Genomic DNA, 17,886 nt, shown 5'->3' on the forward strand with positions numbered 1-17,886 from the left:
CTGGAATGACATGAAGAACAAAACAATTCATGGTGTCAGCAGCGAGCTCCGCACGGCACTGATTGAATACATTGAAGCCACTTACCACATCGGCGACGCTGCACTCGCACGGCAACGTCGTGTGCTCCTTGAAGCGGAAGGCGTAGTACATCAATCGCCGTTCATTGAATCCACTCCGCGTTATCAGACGGGCCGCAGATTTAATCAGATCGACGGCCTGAGTCAGGCCGCGATTGACGTCTTAGAGCGGCTGGCGGAACCAAGGTCCGATAACACGCAAGCGCTCTACAATCCGCCTTACACACACCAAAGCGCAGCAATTGAGGCTATCGAGGTAGGCCGGCGAAGTGCCGTCATCATGACTGGCACCGGTTCGGGTAAAACGGAGTCGTTCTTGATGCCCGTTCTGGCACGACTGGCCACCGAGGCAGCATCTGAGCGAGGATCGTTCGCGACGCCTGGGATGCGAGCAATGATTCTTTATCCCATGAACGCCCTAGTCAACGACCAGCTGACTAGACTTCGCGCATTGTTTGGCGACGACAGAGTGAATGATCAGTTCATCGATTGGGCCGGTCGGCCGCCACGTTTTGCACGCTACACCAGCCGAACGCCTTATGCGGGTGTTCGTGATCCAAAAAAAGATCAACGCGTACTTAAGCCGTTTCGAAAGTTCTACATTGATGCCATAGAAACTGCGGCTCAAGAAGGGCGACGGGGCGTTAAAGCAAGAGCACTCGTCCATGAGCTGAAGACGCGCGGAAAATGGCCTTCAAAGAAAGACCTCCGAGCATGGTACGGCAACGACAATAGTCCGTGGCAAGACGCCGAGGGCCGATTCCTGCGCGCAGTGACACTGCCCGACGACGCCGAGCTACTAACGCGACATGAGGCTCAAATGGCGGCGCCAGACCTCGTCGTCACAAACTATTCGATGCTCGAATACATGTTGATGCGACCGGTTGAGGCAACGATCTTTGATCAGACGAAGGCTTGGCTCGCAGACAACCCGGACAAAAACTTTCTACTGATTCTTGACGAGGCGCATCTTTATCGAGGCTCGGCTGGCGCGGAGGTTGGGCTGCTCTTGCGTCGCTTACGAGACCGGCTCAATATTTCCACCGATCGGTTTCAGGTAATCTGTGCTACGGCTAGCTTTTCCGACGAAAAAACCGCTCCCATCTTTGCCAGCAAGCTCTCAGGGCTGCCGAGCGATGTCTTCGATGTGATCCCCGGTGATTATCGTTATCAACAAAATCCTAGGCAGGGGACTGTCGACGAGGGGAAATTGTTGAATGGAATAGACATGTCGGCATTTTACGATGAGGATCCGCGTCATCGCAGCTTAGCGATTGAGCCGTTCCTTGCCGCTCGGGGCATTGCCAGCTCGGGACACCCCGAAATTGATCTGCACAGGGCTCTTGAAGGGTTTGGCCCTCTCTCAGAACTGATCAACTTCACGATGAAGAGGGCTCAGCCGGTCGACGGTCTAGGTGCCCACATATTCCCCGATAACGATCAGCGGACGGCGGACGGGGCGGTGACGACGCTATCGGCCTTCGCTACCAACGCCCGCCTGAGTGAGCACGACGCCAGCCTCTTACCCTGTCGCGTCCACACGTTCTTCCGCGGATTGCGTGGCCTATGGGTATGTTTGGATCCCGGGTGTAGTGAGCTCACGGACGACAGTCGCGGCATCATGGGGAAGCTTTATTCGCAGCCGCGAGAGCTATGTAATTGTGGCGCACGTGTGCTTGAACTGTTCACGTGTCGGCATTGCGGTACCCCATTCGCTCGGGCCTATTGCGAGAATCCCGCCGATCCAAAGGTACTTTGGCGGGAGTCAGGTGCTGCCCTGCGGGTCGATAGCGAAGACACGCCCGAATTACACGCACTTGACATCTTGTTCTCCCCTCCAGCGAGCCCAGAGCTTACTGATGAGATCTACTTTGATATCGTCACAGGTTTAGTTGGAGCAAAGGAGCGCACAGCACGGACACGTACGGTTTACATAGCGCGTGAGGGCGCAACGCCCGCCCGTATGACGTCGCAGACCGATGAGGACGACGATGTTCATGGGCTGACTGACGTGGAGCCGGGGCGTTTTGCTAAATGCCCGTCGTGCCGACATGGGGCCCAGGAGTATTCTCCAATCCAAGATCATGAGACAAAGGGCGATCAACCGTTTCAGGTATTGGTATCTAAGCAGATTCAGCTCCAGCCTCCCTCGCCGATTGCCGCGACGTCATTTGCGCCTCTTCGCGGTCGCAAGGTGCTGGTGTTTTCCGATTCGCGTCAAGTCGCTGCACGACTAGCGCCTAACATTCAAACATTGTCTTCCAGGGATTCCTTGCGTTCCCTAGTGTCCTTTGGATGGCGCCGACTGAGCGCTATCGATGGATTGGATCTCGACCTCCGCGATTTGAATGCTGCTGTGCTTATCGCCGCGAGCAAATTGGGCGTGCGCTTAAGGCCGGAACTACGGCCAGGCGATGAGTTTAGGTCCCACGAGGACGTAGCCCAAAAAATAGCCGCCGGCGTTTTTGAGTCGGACCAAGACCTCAAAACGATGTGTATTGAGTTGCGCTCGGCTGATGCGCCGCCAGAGGCTTTCGTCGCGGATCTCATTATTGCGTTGCGCAATCGCGCATTTGGCCTTGAGGCGCTGGCCATCGCATCGATTGTCGAACGGAAAGATAAGCGCGAAAAAATTCTCGATCTTCCACATGTCCCCGGCGCCACGGAAACGGACCAAGATAAGATCGAGCTCGCTCGTGCGTGGATTCGTGAGTGGCAACATACCGGATTCTGGCTAAGCTACATGCCGGAGAGATGGAAAGAGGCGCTTCGCACTGACAAGTTGCGTATCGGAACAAGAAAGGTCGGAGGCTTCCAGCGTTTCCTGAGTCGGCTGCCAAGCGCGGCCAGCAGGAAGATCTTCAAAGATAAGTGGATCCCTAAACTTCTAGAGATCTTCGCGACGCGCATCACCGTAGATTACCGCTTGTCCGGGAAGGCACTTTCACTTCGTTTCGATGGAGACTGGGTGCGGTGCTCGACTTGCAAGTCCGTTCATCGCCCCGTGCGAATGATTGCGCTTTGCTGGGATTGCGGCATGAGGAATGTGTTCCCAATGGATCCGCAGTCGGATGAACTCTTTAGAGTCCGTAAGGGTTATTACCGTCGCGCCGTACTTGAAGTTCTCGGTAGTGATCCTGTTGCACCGATGACACTGGTCGCCGCCGAGCACACTGCGCAACTTAACTCCAGCCAAGTCGAAGATACCTTTTCCAAGGCGGAAGTAAACGAGTTACTTTTTCAGGATGTTGAGCTTCCCTCGGGAGACGAAGCCATGCCTCGCACGGCGATCGATATCCTTTCAAGTACTACCACTATGGAAGTAGGTATCGACATCGGCCAACTATCTGGAGTCGCGCTTCGAAATATGCCGCCGGGGCGTGCCAATTACCAGCAGCGAGCGGGTCGGGCTGGGCGACGCGGCAATGCCATTGCAACCGTGATCGCTTTTGGTGGTTCGGATACTCACGATGAACATTTCTTCAGTCGGCCGAAAGAAATGATTGCGGGCGAGGTCAATGATCCTACGCTGAGTCTGGAGAACGCCGATATTGCACGTCGCCACGTGCGTGCCTTTCTGCTGCAAACTTACCTTCAGGATCGTATTGCATCGGGTGTTGCGGCCTTCAGTAACGAACTGTTCTCAGTGCTCGGTAATGTCATCGATTTTCGTACGCCTGGTCACGTTCCTGGACTGATGGACCTCGGGATGTGGCTTGACGAGAATGAAGCAAAGATCAGAGAAAGAGTGGGTGCCTGGCTCCCCACGGAGCTGACTGCAGAAGATAGGTTGAATATCCTGGATACCTTTTCAGCCGATCTGTTGCGAGAAGTGGATAACGCAACCGCATCCACCACGAGCGTGGTCGGTGGCCCGGCTGAACAACCTGGCGAAGAGGCGAAGAGCGGGGAGACCGTTTCTGCGGCCACGCTCCAGGCGGGGTTCGAGGACGGTACACCGGATGGGTTGCTTGATGCGTTGCTATTTAAAGGGATTCTTCCTCGATATGCCTTCCCAACGGATGTGACAACTTTCCACATCTTTGACAAGGCGAGATCAAGCGCTTTCCGACCTTTTTTCGAGTATACACCGTCACAGGGTGCCGCTACGGCACTCACGCAATATGCCCCTGGAAAGCAAGTCTGGGTGGGTGGAAAGTGTTATGAATCAGGTGCCATCTATACCCCGTACTCTCGAGATCGTATTCGTGAATGGCGTAAACATAAGTTGTACGCCGAATGTCGGGTTTGCGGCTACATGGAGCTTAACGACGTATCGGACCAGCGAGAATCAGGTAAGGCCAGCGACTGCCCGACATGTGGCACCGCATCTGCCCTTCGCGACAGACGATGGTTCCGACCTTCAGGCTTTGCCCACCCGATCAATTTACCGCCTCTCGTCTCTCCGGAAGATGTACCAGAAGTGAGCTATGCCACCCGCGCCAAACTAACCATGGCCTTCGACAAGAATATGCCATGGAAGAACATCAATGACCGGGTCCAATCTGTGCCCATGCGCACGCACTTGCTGGTGTCCAATTCAGGGCCGCGCAGGAAGGGATACAATTACTGCGTCAGTTGTGGCCGCATTGAGGCAGTTACTGCACAGAGCCCCGTCCTCGAAGGAGCTCATCGTCGCCCCGCTCCTGATGCCAAAGAAGAAATGTGTCTGGGTCGTCGCGTGGCACTGGGCGTTGTTCTCGGCACACAGTTCATCACTGACGTATCGCTTTTTTCTATAAACTTGGCGCCGTCGTTACGTTTGCCACCGGGTGACACCGTTACGCACATCGCAATGCGTACATTAGCGGAGGCGATCTCGCGAGGGGCAACCCAGCTTCTGGGAGTGGAGCCGGGCGAGATCGCTGCGGAATATCGTCCGGCAAATTCGCCGCAGGGGCGCATGGGCTGGGAAACAGAACTGTTCCTTTATGACACCCTATCAGGCGGTGCTGGATATTCCCGTGCTGCCGTCTCAAAGGGGGTTGCGCTCTTGGAGGCGGCCCGTCAAGCAGTTTCTTACTGCCCTGAGAATTGCGATTCGTCGTGCTACCGATGCTTGCGAAACTTCCGTAACCGTCAAGACCACAGTTTGCTCGATCGGCACGTTGGACGTTCCTTCGTTGACTTCCTTTTAACTGGGAAGATCTCGCCATTCGACAAGAATCGATTGGGTGTGACTACCCGCTTACTCACGGAAGATTTGCATCGACAGAAGTCATTGGGTTTGACTCTCATTGCGCTTGGGCCTTGCGCCGACGCCAATGGCGGTGAGCACCCATATCCCCTACAAGTCACTGACATTGAAGGCAGGTCGTTGACAGTCGCCGTGGTCAATCCTTTGTCCCTACAATATTCCAGTCGTGTTTCCGGCGTGAAGGAAGGCAGGCCGTTGCTGTGCGTAAGTGAAATTTTGGTTCGTGGCAACCTCGGAGAGGTCACTAGGTTGATTCGTGAGGCACTGTGGAAGGCGCCGGTCACGTAAGAAGATATTCTTCGTAGGGAAAGTGACGTCCCGGCAGCTCCGATCACCAACCAGGTCGTCAGACGGTCGTTATCCGGCGCTGCGCAGGCAATGGCGGACACGCTCACCGTCTCCGCTCTGCAAGGCAACCCAGAACGTGCAGCTGACGGAAGCCGCAGCCAGATACTCAGTGATACTCGATCCTACGGTTATTGTAGGCCGCCTTGCTGTCGCCTCCCCGTAAACTTACTCCAGACATAACTCGAGGTCTCCGGGCAAAATAGCCCCAAGGAGACCCATCATGCGCAAAAGCAAGTTCACCGAGAGCCAGATCGTCGCGACGCTAAAGCAAGTCGAGGGCGGCAGGCAGGTCAAGGACCTGTGCCGTGAGCTCGGCATTTCGGAAGCGACGTATTACGTCTGGAAGTCCAAGTACGGCGGCATGGAGGCATCCGACGTGCATCGGCTGCGCGACCTGGAAGCCGAGCACAACAAGCTCAAGCGCATGTATGCGGATCTGGCGATGGAGAATCACGGACTGAAAGATCTCATCGCAAAAAAGCTGTAGACCCGGCGCACAAGCGCCCGCTCATTACCTGGTTGGTCGAGCACCATGGATGGAGCGAGCGTCGGGCCTGTCAGGCACTGGGCTTTTCGCGATCCACGCGGCGCTATAAAGCGCGTGTCGATCGCGACGAGCCAGTCATCGCGCTATTGGCGGAGCTGGCGGAGCGCTTCCCGGAGCGCGGCTTCGACAAGCTGTTTCAGATCATTCGCCGCCGCGGCTTGCCGTGGAACCACAAACGGGTTTGGCGCGTGTATTGCCTGATGCAACTGAATCGCCGGCGGCGCGGGAAGAAGCGCGTCCCAACGCGTCATCCGCTGCCCTTGGTTGCTGGTGAGTCGATCAACGGGAGCTGGTCGATCGACTTCATGTCCGACGCGCTCTGGGATGGTCGCCGGTTCCGAACCTTCAACGTGATTGACGACTTCACTCGCGAGGCACTGGCCGTGGAAATCGATCTCAACCTGCCTGCTTCACGTGTCATTCGGACACTTGAGCGGGTCGCGGCATGGCGCGGATATCCCTCGAAGCTTCGCCTGGACAACGGCCCGGAGTTCGTGGCCCTCGCGCTAGCCGAATGGGCAGAGCGCAAAGGGATCGCCCTGGACTTCATCGAGCCCGGGAGGCCGATGCAGAACGGCTTCATCGAGCGATTCAACGGCAGCTTCCGGCGAGGCGTACTCGATATGCACGTCTTTCGGAACCTGACGGAAGTGCGTGAGCAGGCCGAACTCTGGCTGGCTGATTACAACCGCGAGATCCCACACGACAGCCTCGACGGGATGACACCTGCCGAGTTCAGGCAACAAAACGATCCGGCTGCCTTGGGTTATGGTTGGCACTAACTAACGGGGGGTCGACACAGTCCGGTCAGTCGTCCACGGGCACCAGCGGGCAGAGCGGCAACAGCATGGGCACGCAGGGGCGTAACCGTTCCAACTCGGGTACGTCCGGATCGACATCCGATACGTCCACAGGTACGTCCGGCTCTTCCACGGGCACCTCCGGTTCGTCCACAGGGACAACGGGTACATCTGGTGGAACGACCGGCACGTCTTCGGGAACATCCGGCTCATCGTCCGGAACGTCGGGTACGACCAGCGGCACCAGCGGCACGTCGCCGACGGGTCAGTCGACCCAGACGCAGCCGCAGGCCGAGCCGGCAGGCGGTCGTCGCTGATCGGAAGCATGGCGCTGCGGTGCGTGTTGCCGCGGCGCCTGCTGTCTAACGCCGGCCGACTGATTGGGCGTCCGCGCATTGCCGAGAGAACTGCACCGGAGGCGATTGTTACGATTCGACGCGATGTGCCTAAACTTATGACAAGGCTGCTTCAACCGATGTGGGGACCTCCATGGTGACTGCCACGTGGAAATCGAGAACCAGCCTGAGATCGATAGTGTCCGTTTCTTTCGTCATGTCGCCCACGGCGAGTTGGTAGAAGCGCTTCTCGCTGATCGAATCAGGTATCGCCAGCAACACCGGGATACGGTGAACGACAGGCATAACGAGGAAGAATCTGCTCGGTTTTTCAGCCATTCTGATCTGATGGCTGCTCTCGCGGCACTTTTCGACTTGGCGGCGTCGGGTAAGAAAGCCTGTAGGGGAACCCCTACAGAAATTAGAGCGCGAGGCCTACAGGGCATGCGCGTGACTTAATTTACGATCCTTCGCAGTGGAAGGCGCCTCTCATTCTTCTCACGTACGCGTACGACGCTGCTTCGTTACGCATATGTGCCGGTTATCGAAGTCGCGGGCTTACTGCTTAGATGAATGAATCGATTCGTGATTCTCGTCACGGTTTTCAAGGTTCCAGTTGAACAAAGCTCGCTCCCGACAATTCGACGCCAGGGAAGGTATGGTTCATCCGCTAGGGACAACGGCACTGTCGGACAATGGCACCGTCTGCTTCGACGCTCCCGCCATGTCGTCGTGTGAGCGCTCTCAACGGTTCCGACGCCGGGTCTTTCCGGAGACGGCAGTCCAGCACCGCCACGCACTTTTGAGATGCACTCTTGTAGTGCCCTTTGGCCTGCTACGGACGCCAGATGCAGGCGGCGTGCCTAGCCCCACCATCCTTTTGGAAACGCGCCTGTCAGGCGTGAGGTCGCTCGGATGTATCAACATACCGCTTCATGGAATGATATGAAGACTTTGTTCGGAATGATGGGACTGGCCCTTTTGGCTGGTACGGCTTCGGCGGAGGATTACTGGTTCGCACTCGACCCGCGGACGTTTCCACCACCGAACGACTCCGTCCACTATGGAACTGCCGATGCGGCATGCCGTGCAGGCTACGAGAAGGACAAGGAGCAATTCGCGGGTAATCCGAGCCGGATACTTCTCGCCTATACGCCTCCGAAGGTGGAGCCCCAGTCGGGACCGCAGTTTTTCTACGATTGCTATCAGAACTTCACGTACACCATTGATGGGAGCTCCTGGTCGTTCGACCATATCCCTCACTTTATCCAACTACAGGGCGACTCCTGCCCGAACCTCGAAGTGTTCGATCCGCAAGCGGGGCAGTGCGAATCACTGGACGAGTTCAACCGGCGCCGCCAGTTGGGCGATCCCAACAACAATCCGAACAATGACCCGAATGATTGCCAGGGCAATCCCATCAACGCGGCCATTGGCAACAAGTTCGAGCGTGAGGTGGACTTCAAGGACGAAAACGGTGAACTGGTATTCGAGCGCTTCTATAACGGCTTGCTTGGCACATGGCGACACACTTACAGCGATACCCTAACGGTCGGTGATTCGTCGGCGACTCTGACGTTCGACGACGGCCGCTCATCGCTCTTTGCCATCCAGGGCGCGACCATCTCGAGTGAGCCAAGCGAACGAGGCATTCTTTCGCGCGCGGGCTCCAGCTGGACCTATGCCAGCCCCGACAATCATGTGCTGACATTTGATGGCTCGGGTCAACTTATCGCGGTGAAGTTGGCTGATGGACGAACGACCAGCCTTACGCATGGTTACGACGCCAATTTCAACCCACAGGTCACGGTCAAGGACTCCCAGGGTCACGTATTGACCTGGGTCGAGGACATGTCGGGCTCCCTGGCTAGCCTCAAGGCCACCGGGCTTAGTGTTGCGTACACCTATGGTCCTTTGGGACAGCTCGTCTCCGTGGCTCGCACCTTCGGCAGCAAAACCGCCACCCGAACCTACCTCTACGAGGTCCCAGACAACCCTACGCTGATGACCGGACTCATCGACGAGCGCGGGGTGCGTTTTGCCTCGTGGTCTTATGACGACCAGGGAAGGGCCATCTCGAGCGAGCATGCAGGTGGAACGGACAAGGTCGCCATCACCTATGTGGACGATACAACGACTAAGGTGACCAATGCCCTCGGGCATGTCGTGACTTACACCTATACGGTGGCCGCCGGCACCCGGCGCATGAGCCACGTTCAGGGTGAACCGGTTCCTGGATGTCCCATCAGCAATTCCTCGTTCACATACGATGCGCGGGGCCAGATCGCGACGAAGACCGATGCGCTGGGGCATGTGACGGCGTTTGCTTATGACACCCAGGGGCGAATCACGGCAAAAACCGAAGCCGAGGGTACCGCCCAGGAGCGCGTGACAACCACCACGTGGGATGGGACAAGCTTCAGACCCAAGACGGTCACGACGCCCGACCGCGTAACGACCTACACCTACGACACGCAGGGGCGGCTCGTTTCGACAAGCGTGGTCGCGAGGGCGCAGTAGCACGGCGCCGTAATGGAACTTAGAAGTGCGAGACGATGGAGTGGCGCATGAGAATTCTCTTTTTCCTGGTTAGCTTGGTTTTCAGCACAGGCGCAATGGCAGGTGAGTATTACTACACGCTTGATACGGATGGATCGAATCCATCGGCAACGCACTATTCCACGGCGGACCAGGCGTGTCAGGTCGCCTACGTGAAAGATATGGCTGGCCCGCCGCCAGGTGTGCTCGCCGATACGCCCTTACCTTACCAGCCCCCGTATATCGCTCTTTCTTTTCCCCCAAAGACAGAGCTTTGGCAATGCAACGTGTCGTGGACAAGTTCCAAATACGGTGGGACGTATTCGTACGGGCATGGCATCTTTCGGGATGGCGACAACTGTACGGCAGCACAGGTCTACAACCCGATGTCAGGCTACTGCGAATCGCCGGATGAGGAGCAAGGTCGCAAGGAACTGGGTGATCCGACGAGTCCCGTCAATGTCGGGTTTGTTTCCTGTGGTGACCCAGTAAATCCCGCTAACGGCAATGTTTTCGAAACCGAGACCGATTACGCCGACCAGGATGGCGAAATCCGCTTCTCCCGGAGCTACAACAGTGGAAGCGATGCCGGCTGGTCGACCACCCTAAATACGCACGTTTATGCCGATTCGGAAGTCGCCTCGCGAGGGGTCACGATTCTCTTCGAAGATGGTCGTACCGCACTCTTCGTGGCGCGAAACGGTGCGCTGGTGGCGGATGGCGGGGAGCTCGGCACGATGACGATAAACACGGCCGGATGGACCTACACCTCACAATCCAATGAGCAGATGACCTTTGATGCCCAGGGAAATCTCATTCGGTGGCAAAAGGAGGATGGCCGGGCCCTCACCATCGCCTACAGCACGACGCCGTCGGGTGATTCGGTGATGACTGTGACGGACTCACTTGGACACCAGATGGTCTACACGACCCATTATGGGTGGCCGTCCTCGCTCGTCGTGGGGAACCTGACGATCACCTATACCGTCGACTCGTCCTTCCGATTGACGGGTGTCAAGAAGACTTGGCCGGGGCACTCGACGAGCCGCAGCTACCTTTACGAGGACTCGAACCACCCCAAGTTGTTGACAGGCATCGTTGACGAGCGAGGCATACGGGCGAGTACTTGGGCGTATGACTCGAGCGGGCGGGCGGTATCTGCAGCGATGGCCGGCGGAAAGGGTGCTTTTGCATTCACCTACAACACCGATGGTTCGACGACCGTGACCAATCCGCTCGGACATCCAGTGGTGTACCGCTTCGACATTGTCCAGGGCGCCAAGCGCATCACCGCCATCGAAGGTGAGCCGATCGCAGGCTGTCCCGCTTCAAATTCCACGTTTTCCTATACGGCGAACGCGCAGCTTGACAGCCGCACCGATGCTCTCGGGCATGTCACGACTTATGCCTACGATGCCCTCGGCCGGGAAACCAGCCGCACCGAGGCGAAGGACACGCCCAATGAGCGCACGATCACCACGACCTGGAACGGCACGAGCTTCCGCCCTGAGACGGTAACGACGCCCGACCGTGCTACGACCTACAGCTATGACCCACAGGGTCGTCTGCTTTCCACTCAATTCCATTCGATTAGGGAGTGATTGAACATGATGAAGGGATTGCGCTGGACCCCGCTCGCCCTCGCCCTGTGCGCTGCCATGAGCCACGCCGCGGCTGCTGACCGCGTCTCCACCGTCACTTACAACACCCAGGGCCTGGTAGCGAGTGTCGATGGCCCCCGGACGGACGTTTCCGACGTCACCAAATACACCTACGACGCGCAGGGGCGTCTGGCCACCCTGACCGATGCGCTGGGTCACGTGACGACTTACAGTGCCTACGACACGTACGGAAATCCGGGGCAAGCGGTCGACGCCAACGGGGTGGTCACTTCCATGACCTACACCCCCGAAGGCTGGTTGTCGACGGTCGTGCGTGACGCAACCGGCACGCCCGCCACGACGACCTTGACCTACGATGCCGTGGGCAATGTCGTCCAGACCACCGACGCCGATGGCGTGGTGCTCCACTACACCTTCGATGACGCCAGTCGCCTGACCGACATCACGGACGGGGCCGGGAACCGCATCCACTACACCCTGGACGCGGCAGGCAACCGGACCAAGGAAGAGACCTTCGATGCCTCGGGTGCGGTCCGCCGAACGGTGTCGCGCTCGTTCAATAGCCTGAGCCAGTTGTTGACGGTCACGGATGCCTTGAACCGCACCGTGCTGTCGTTTGACACCACAGACGGCTATGACGCAGAAGGCAAGCCGGTGCACGCGCGGGATGCCAAGGGCGTGCAGCAGAAGCAGGGATACGATGCGCTCGGCCGTCTGGTCAGCACCATCAACGACTACAACGGAACGAACACGGCGACAGCCAACGCCCAGACGGTTTCCCAGTACGACGCCAGCGACAACGTGGCTGGTATCAGCGACCCGTCGGGTCTCAATACGGTCTACGATCACAATGGGTTGGGGGATCTGACCGGCATCCACAGTCCGGATACGGGAACGACGCTGTTCACGGTCGATGCGGCAGGCAACCGCATCACGAAGACCGATGCGAAGGGAATCGTCACGACGTATGGGTACGATGCCCTGAACCGGATGACCTCGGCGACCTATGCCGATGCCAGCCTCAACGTGGCCTACTTCTACGACGAGGCCAACACGGTGACCGGGTGTGCTGCCTCGTCACCCGTGGGCCACCTGACCCGGGTCGTCGAAAACGGGGTGACCACGAGCTACTGCTACGACGCCCGGGGCAACGTGACAGACAAGCGCCAGACGCAAGGCACGGTGACCGACACCATGCACTACGTCTACACCCCTGCTGACCGTGTCCAGAGCGAGACCCGGCCTGGCGGCGCCGTGGTGGCTTACATCCGAAACAGCCTCGGGCAGGTCACCGGTGTGACGGTGACGCCGGTATCAGGCGCGGCGCAAACAATTGCCTCGAACATCACCTGGTTGCCGTTTGGTCCCATGCAGGCCTACACCCTCGGCAACGGGCAGACGGTCACCCGCACCTACGACAGCAACTACCGAGTCACCGACATCGTCTCCCCGGCTCTCGAGCTCCATTTCTCGCTCGACGAGATGGGCAACATCACGGGGGTGAGCGAGTCGGGTGGCGGCACGGCGAGCTACCTCTACGACCCGCTCTACCGGCTGACTTCCGTCAGGAACGCGACCGGTACGGCAGTCGAGGCCTACACGTACAACCCCACCGGGGACCGCCTGAGCAAGACGGCGCCGGGGGCCTACACGGGGACGTACAAGTACAAGGCTGGCACGCACTGGCTGACCAATATGGGCACGGCCACCCGCACGTATGACGCCAATGGCAACACGACAGGCAACTCGGCGGCGGGCACAGTGTGGGGCTACGGATACAACGGCCGGAATCGGATGACGGCGATTACACAAAATGGCGCGACCGTTGGCACCTACGTGTACAACGCCATGAACGAGCGGGTGTCCAAGAGCCATGGCTCGACGACTACGCGTTTTGTGTACGACCAGGCGAGCCAACTGGTCTCCGAGGCATCGGGCTCGACGCGGCGCGACTACATCGCCGTTGCCGACATCCCGCTGGCCGTGGCTGATGGTGCTTCCCTCGGCTTCATTACGGCGGACGGCCTCGGCTCGCCTCGCGCGGTGACGTCGTCGACCGGTGCTGTTGTCTGGACCTGGCCGTATGCGACCAATCCGTTTGGCGAGAACCGGCCGGTTTCAAGCACGGGCTATGTGCTGAACCTACGGCTGCCAGGCCAGTACGCGGACGGGGAAGCCGGACTGAAATACAATCTCAATCGCAGCTTCGATGCGGCGACGGGGCGGTATCTTGAGAGCGATCCGGTCGGCCTTGCTGCCGGACCGAGCACCTATGGATATGTCGAAGGCAACCCGCTGGCGCTCATCGACCCATTGGGCCTCGACGACTCCCAGTGCATGCTGAACCCAGCGTGGTGCGGTCAGGTCCATCAGGTCAACAAACCGTTTGTCTTTGGTTCTATCGAGGGAGAAACGAACGGCCCTGCCAGAGTCGGCGCTGAGGGCGTTGCGCTGGTAGGTTACAACCCGGACGATGGTTGGTCTGCAGGCGTCATCGGTGCGGGTCTGACTGCTGTTGGAACCAACGAGAACTATGTCGCCGGCGCCGTCGGTGTCGAGAAAATGCTCGGCGAAGAGTCGACGACAATCAAGCTTGCCGAATTTAACGTCGGACTACCCGTCCTGGGCCCGTGGGGCGGTCTGTCCGTTGGTGGGGGATATTACGAGACGAAGAGCGAATGTGGTGCATATATCCACGTATCGGGCAATATTGTGGGTGAGCATGCGGCTCTGGGTATCGGTACCTCGACGGCGCCGATGCCGAAACAGAACTGAGTTGACTGCATCCGGGAGAGCCAGGTGGCTGTTTTTTCCATTCCACATCGTGGCCGCATCGCGTCCTGTTTTTCGCTCGCTGCCGTTTCAGGTCTGGCTTTCTCTCTCGAGTGGCCGGCTACACCATGGATTTGCCTGCTTACGGGCGGTGCTGCCATTTGGATATGTTTTGAAAGACAACGAGTCGAAGTTGACGGGAAGCGGGTGACTTTCACGAGGACTTTCCTTGGTAAGGCCGTCGGCACACCTCAAATGATCGATACGTCGATCGGAGTTCGTGCGATTTTGTCCGTGCTTCTGCGTCGGAGGGGGCTTCCAAGTCCTATGCGGCGGATTGCCTTTCTCAAGGATGGGCGGGCAATCGCGTGGACCAAGGATTTGCCGCCAGATATTGAGGCTCCCCTCCTGTTGTCACTGAAGGCGGAAGCTGCGCTTGAGGTATCGGTGATCGAATCAGGCGGCTCGTTTCGCCCGAGGGTTCTGTAGCGTTGGCGATTCGTCTAGGTCAAGCAATAAGAGTAAGGAGCCTTCAGCTCCCAAAGGGATGAAATGAAGCGTCGGTTGACAACTTTGCCGGGTCTTGTCCTGCTCTCTGTCCTTGGCTCAAGCCATGCAGTGGCATCGGCCCGGTCGACCGCGCCCTCTGCAGGTATCGAGCCCTGGATGGTCGGCTACTGGAAGGTGTCGAAGAACGAGGACCCGTTGCCACCCGATACCTTCGGCATTGGAGCGGATGGGACATACATTATGCAGGGCATCGGCTGCGGGGTGGACGTCCGGGGAAGGGCGCATGTGTTTGACGGTGAGATATTCACCCGGCTCATCCTGCCTGGAAAGGGGCCCATCGGGTTCATCCTCAAGCCCGATGGTCAGGGCAACCTGACCTTCACTTCCACACGCACCCAACGAAATGCCACCTATAGCAAGCTTCCCGGAAACCCTTGCCCCAGTGGCCCAATCGGTCATCCGGGACCGGTCGCGCCCCACGAAGGGAATTGACCTAGTGCTCCGACTCTTTGTCATGGATTGATGCCACGCATCTTGATATTGCATATCCAAAGAACGCAAAGCTCAACTTCCGGGCGGATATCTACGGAAAAATCAATATCAGGTCGCATCCCCAGCAGTAAAACCGAGCGGGAGCCACAATGGATACAGCAACTACCGGGTTACCGACATCGTCTCCCCGGCCCTCGAACTCCACTTTTCGCTCGACGAGATGGGCAACATTACCGGGTGAGTGAGTCGGGCGGCGGTACGGCGAGTTATACCTACGATCCCCTTTACCGCCTCACGGCTGTTAATGATGCAGCAGGTCATGCCGTTGAAGCCTACGCCTACAACCAGACGGGTGACCGCCTGAGTAAGACCGCCCCGGGTGCTTACACCGGTACCTACAAGTACAAGGCAGGCACGCACTGGCTCACGAACATGGGAGCGGCTACCCGCACGTATGACGCTAACGGCAACACGACTGGCAACTCGGCGGCCGGTGTCGTGTGGGGCTACGTTTACAATGGCCGAAACCGCATGACGGCTGTCCAGCAGAACGGTTCGACGGTTGGCACTTATGTCTACAATGCGCTTGGCGAGAGAGTGTCGAAGTCCTTGAGTGCCACGACGACGCGTTTTGTCTACGACGAGGCGAGCCAACTGGTCTCCGAGGCATCGGGCTCGACACGGCGCGACTACATTGCCGTTGCCGGTATCCCGATGGCCGTGGCCGATGGTGGGTCGCTCGGCTTCATCACGGCGGATGGCCTTGGCTCGCCCCGCGCGGTCACATCGTCGGCCGGTGCTGTCGTCTGGAACTGGCCGTACGCAACCAACCCGTTTGGCGAGAACCGGCCGGTCTCGAGCACGGGCTATGTACTGAACCTCCGGCTGCCAGGCCAGTACGCGGACGGGGAAGCCGGACTCAAATACAACCTCAATCGCAGCTATGATGCGGGGACGGGGCGGTATCTACAGAGCGATCCCATTGGACTCGAGGGAGGAATGAGCACTTACGCGTATGCCCTGGGCAATCCCCTGGCGCATTCCGACATGCTCGGACTGGATGTTTGGGTTTGTAGAGATCCAGCCTTTGAAGGCAAGTTCGGCCCCATTGATCACTATTGGCTGAAAACCGATACTCAGGAGGCGGGAATGGGAACAGCGAAAGCCGGTGCGAACGCTGGTAACCAGTACGATTTTCTCGGAAGTCGGGTTGAGACAGTGCCCCATGGCAATCGTAGTGGGGGTCAAACGCGGAATGCCGCCTAGTTCCAGGTGCAGACGAAGCATCCGTTAACCGGTTGATTTCGCCGGGAAGGCCTCTGGGCCGGTTCGTACCGCCAGTCAACTACTGTCATTCTTTTGTTCGTGACGTGCTGGACCAGTCAAACGGACAGGATCCGTTTGATCGGCCTATGCCTATACCCAGCCCCTACTTGTCGGATCCCTACAAATGAGGTTCTCACTTCGGTATACGTTGGCCTTGGCCATTCTTCTCGCAGGTTGCCATGGACAGGAGGACCGAGCAGTTTTAGACGCCACGCCCGGGTATGTCTGCAATCCTCCTGGTAAAACCACCTACGGGCCTTGGGGACAAGCCGGGGTCACCAAAGCCTGTCTTGATGGGAATGGCAAAATCGCTGGGACGTCCATGGCTGCTGAATGGGGGCGAATCTTTTTCGTGGAAAACTTTGACCAGAGGCAAAAACGCTGGGTCGTTGAGTACTACGACAAGGAGGGAAGGGTGGAAAAACGCGTAGAGAAGGATTCGCCCGGCAATCTCTAGTCATCGAAGACGCAGCGCCATTATTCATAGTTTCGTCATGCGCTGTAACGCTCGGATTCCGAAAGAAAGGAAGGGGGCAGCATGAAAAATGGCGAGTTCCGAGTGACTTGTCGACCCCCCCCCGTAAACTTACTCCAGACATAAACCGAGGTCTCTGGGCAAAATATCCCCAAGGAGACCCACGATGCGCAAGAGCAAATTCACCGAAAGCCAGATCGTCGCGACGCTTAAGCAGGTCGAAGGCGGCAGGCAGGTCAAGGACATGTGCCGGGAGCTAGGCATTTCCGAGGCGACCTACTACACCTGGAAATCGAAGTACGGTGGCATGGAGGCGTCGGATGTTCATCGTCTGCGCGATCTGGAAGCGGAGCACAACAGGCTCAAACGCATGTACGCGGATTTGGCGATGGAGAACCACGGGCTGAAGGAATAAGCAAATGGGCAAAGACTATCCCCATATTCCCCAATCGAATGTAGACAACATTACTCGTGGCTACAACGACGAGAAAATGGGAAACCTATGCACCGTCCGCTGACAGTTCCGAAAGTTGACGCCCTCCTCGCCGGTTTTCTGAAGCTCTCCTTTCTTTCCCTGACACTGGGTGTCTCACTCGCAGGTTGCAGTGACGACTCCGCCGTGGTTTGGCGAAAAGATCTCCGTTCCCTCGATGGAAGCAGTATCGTGGTGGCAAAGACAACCCAGTACAGCGGACCGGGAACGGCTGCCGTCTTCACGACGGTGGATGTTGCACGCGCGGACGGAGAGGGTAAGCCGGTTCAGATACTGGTCTTTGAAGTCTCCTCGACGTCCCCCCAGATTTGAGTAGCGCCCCGGTTTCGAGTTCAATCCCCCACCAGAAGGAG

At 58.0% G+C, this 17,886-nt stretch carries 9 protein-coding genes and 1 pseudogene; 8 read left to right on the forward strand and 2 right to left on the reverse strand.

Annotated features, from left to right (window positions below):
* Positions 1-10 precede the first annotated feature (10 nt).
* A complete protein-coding gene (locus QFZ41_RS12960; protein ID WP_429199147.1) occupies positions 11-5,563 on the forward strand; it encodes a DEAD/DEAH box helicase in 5,553 nt (1,850 codons plus the stop codon).
* Positions 5,564-5,843: 280 nt separating this feature from the next.
* Positions 5,844-6,952 (forward strand): IS3 family transposase gene (locus tag QFZ41_RS12965; RefSeq protein ID WP_429198854.1). Its coding sequence is split into 2 segments (ribosomal slippage): positions 5,844-6,105 and positions 6,105-6,952, totalling 1,110 coding nucleotides; the frame shifts between segments, so codons are not numbered across the junction.
* Between the two features lie 25 nt (positions 6,953-6,977).
* Here QFZ41_RS12965 and QFZ41_RS12970 read toward each other — a convergent pair.
* Entirely contained in the window at positions 6,978-7,214 is a 237-nt protein-coding gene (locus QFZ41_RS12970; RefSeq protein ID WP_429199148.1) for a hypothetical protein, read from the reverse strand.
* A gap of 208 nt (positions 7,215-7,422) precedes the next feature.
* Positions 7,423-7,644, reverse strand: coding sequence for a hypothetical protein (locus tag QFZ41_RS12975; protein ID WP_429199149.1), 222 nt, complete (start codon positions 7,642-7,644; stop codon positions 7,423-7,425).
* Positions 7,645-8,250: 606 nt separating this feature from the next.
* Here QFZ41_RS12975 and QFZ41_RS12980 point away from each other — a divergent pair.
* From QFZ41_RS12980 to QFZ41_RS13005, 6 genes and pseudogenes are all read left to right on the forward strand, one after another.
* Positions 8,251-9,825, forward strand: coding sequence for a DUF6531 domain-containing protein (locus QFZ41_RS12980; RefSeq protein ID WP_429199150.1), 1,575 nt, complete (start codon positions 8,251-8,253; stop codon positions 9,823-9,825).
* A 47-nt stretch (positions 9,826-9,872) separates the two neighbouring features.
* Entirely contained in the window at positions 9,873-11,444 is a 1,572-nt protein-coding gene (locus tag QFZ41_RS12985) for an RHS repeat domain-containing protein (protein WP_429199151.1), read from the forward strand.
* A 6-nt stretch (positions 11,445-11,450) separates the two neighbouring features.
* Positions 11,451-14,240 carry an RHS repeat-associated core domain-containing protein gene (locus tag QFZ41_RS12990; RefSeq protein ID WP_429199152.1) on the forward strand — a complete coding sequence of 930 codons (2,790 nt, stop codon included), beginning with the start codon at positions 11,451-11,453 and terminating at the stop codon, positions 14,238-14,240.
* Between the two features lie 549 nt (positions 14,241-14,789).
* Positions 14,790-15,239 carry a hypothetical protein gene (locus tag QFZ41_RS12995; RefSeq protein ID WP_429199153.1) on the forward strand — a complete coding sequence of 150 codons (450 nt, stop codon included), beginning with the start codon at positions 14,790-14,792 and terminating at the stop codon, positions 15,237-15,239.
* Positions 15,240-15,476: 237 nt separating this feature from the next.
* Entirely contained in the window at positions 15,477-16,505 is a 1,029-nt protein-coding gene (locus QFZ41_RS13000) for an RHS repeat-associated core domain-containing protein (RefSeq protein WP_429199154.1), read from the forward strand.
* Between the two features lie 701 nt (positions 16,506-17,206).
* Positions 17,207-17,452 (forward strand): annotated as a pseudogene (locus QFZ41_RS13005) (transposase); the annotation flags it as partial.
* Positions 17,453-17,886 lie beyond the last annotated feature (434 nt).

The organism is Luteibacter sp. W1I16 (assembly GCF_050434905.1).
GTDB lineage: Bacteria > Pseudomonadota > Gammaproteobacteria > Xanthomonadales > Rhodanobacteraceae > Luteibacter.

Bases quoted from the DNA above. Each gene is read 5' to 3' on its own strand.
- QFZ41_RS12985 (WP_429199151.1), top strand. From the start codon at position 9,873: ATGAGAATTCTCTTTTTCCTGGTTAGCTTGGTTTTCAGCACAGGCGCA.
- QFZ41_RS12995 (WP_429199153.1), top strand. From the start codon at position 14,790: ATGAAGCGTCGGTTGACAACTTTGCCGGGTCTTGTCCTGCTCTCTGTC.
- QFZ41_RS12975 (WP_429199149.1), bottom strand. From the start codon at position 7,644: ATGGCTGAAAAACCGAGCAGATTCTTCCTCGTTATGCCTGTCGTTCAC.
- QFZ41_RS12960 (WP_429199147.1), top strand. From the start codon at position 11: ATGAAGAACAAAACAATTCATGGTGTCAGCAGCGAGCTCCGCACGGCA.
- QFZ41_RS12980 (WP_429199150.1), top strand. From the start codon at position 8,251: ATGAAGACTTTGTTCGGAATGATGGGACTGGCCCTTTTGGCTGGTACG.
- QFZ41_RS12990 (WP_429199152.1), top strand. From the start codon at position 11,451: ATGATGAAGGGATTGCGCTGGACCCCGCTCGCCCTCGCCCTGTGCGCT.